This window comes from Streptomyces sp. DvalAA-14 (assembly GCF_900091855.1).
In the GTDB taxonomy this organism is placed as follows: Bacteria; Actinomycetota; Actinomycetes; order Streptomycetales; family Streptomycetaceae; genus Actinacidiphila.
The window spans coordinates 1-1,358 of the sequence record NZ_FMCH01000333.1 but is presented as its reverse complement, the minus strand read 5'-3'; the positions used below and the strand labels follow the sequence as shown (position 1 = coordinate 1,358).

The 1,358-nt window shown below is 77.3% G+C and carries 1 protein-coding gene; it reads left to right on the top strand.

What is annotated here, in order from left to right; all coding sequences use genetic code 11:
* The first annotated feature begins 151 nt into the window (after nt 1-151).
* Entirely contained in the window at nt 152-1,333 is a 1,182-nt protein-coding gene (locus GA0115240_RS17035; protein ID WP_237554958.1) for a PP2C family protein-serine/threonine phosphatase, read from the top strand.
* Nucleotides 1,334-1,358 lie beyond the last annotated feature (25 nt).

Here is a 1,358-nt window from a genome sequence, read left to right as displayed (position 1 = left end):
CGCCGGGCCCGTGGCGGGGCCGCGTGCCGGGCCCGAGCGGTTGCATCGCTCTTTTGGGTGATTCGCTGGGGTGTGGGGGCTCAGGGGCCCGGGGAGTCGGCACAATCGGGGGACGCGGGCCGCGCGGGCAGGCCCTCAGGGGAGCCGGCGGATGATGGTGGAACGAGTGGACGGTGGGCTGTGCCGGCTTCGGTGGGGGCTGGCTCCCGTGGGGTGGATCGTGCTGCTCGGCGGCCTGGCGTGGTGGCTGCCGGACGGGGGCGACGTGGTGGCCGGACTGGCCGTCGCGCCCGCGGTGACCTGTGCGGTCGGGGCCCGGCGGCGCTGGGTGCTGGGCAGCGGGCTGCTCGCGCTCGGGATGCTCGGGATCGAGCTGACGGACCGTTCACCGGTCGGCGGCGGACAGCTGCTGGGCGCCGCGGGCACCATGCTCGCCGTGATGGCGGCCGGTATGTGCACGGCCGGGCGCCGGACCCGGATGGCCGCCGAGCTGGACCGGACCCGGGAGATCGCGCTCGCCGCCCAGCATGTGCTGCTGCGCCCGCTGCCGGACCGCATCGGCGGCTGGACGGTGGCCAGCGCCTACCTCTCGGCCAGCCGCGGCGCCCACGTCGGCGGTGACTTCTACGAGGTGCTGGCCACTCCGTTCGGCGTGCGCGCCCTGATCGGTGACGCCCGCGGCCACGGCCTGCCCGCCATCGGCATGGTCGCCGCCCTGCTCGGCAGTTTCCGCGAGGCCGCCCACCAGGAACCCGATCTGGCCGGCGTCCTGCACCGCCTGGACGGCGCGCTCCACCGCCACCTGCGGGACCGCGCCGACGACCCGGCAGCCGAGGAGTTCGCCACCCTCCAGCTTCTCCAACTCGGCGAGGACGGCAGCTTCCAGGCCGTCAACTGCGGCCACCCGCAGCCGTATCTGCTGGGCTCGTGCTCCTACCCGCTGCCGCTCGGCGACCCGCTGCCCCCGCTCGGCCTGCTCGACGACGGCGCCGCACCCGCCGTCCCCGCCGGAGGCCGGATCGCCGCCGGGGAGGGGCTGCTGCTCTACACCGACGGGATACAGGACGCCCGCGACCGCTCGGGGCGCTTCTTCCCGCTGCCCGACACGGTGCTGCGGACCACCGCGCCCGCCCCGCTGTCCGGCCCGGCCGTCGCCGCCGGACTGCGGACCGCCGTGCAGCGCCACACCGGCGGCCGGCTCGCCGACGACATGGCCGTCCTGGTGCTGATCCGGGAGGCCGCCGTCCGCCTGCCGCCGCCGGTACCGCCCGTGCCGCCCGTGCCGCCGGTCCCGCGGGGCACCCCGCTGTGCTCCGGGGCGCCGAGCCGCTGACCGCCGCCCGCCCGGGGCGGGTTGT

Bases quoted from the DNA above. Each gene is read 5' to 3' on its own strand.
- GA0115240_RS17035 (WP_237554958.1), top strand. From the start codon at position 152: ATGATGGTGGAACGAGTGGACGGTGGGCTGTGCCGGCTTCGGTGGGGG.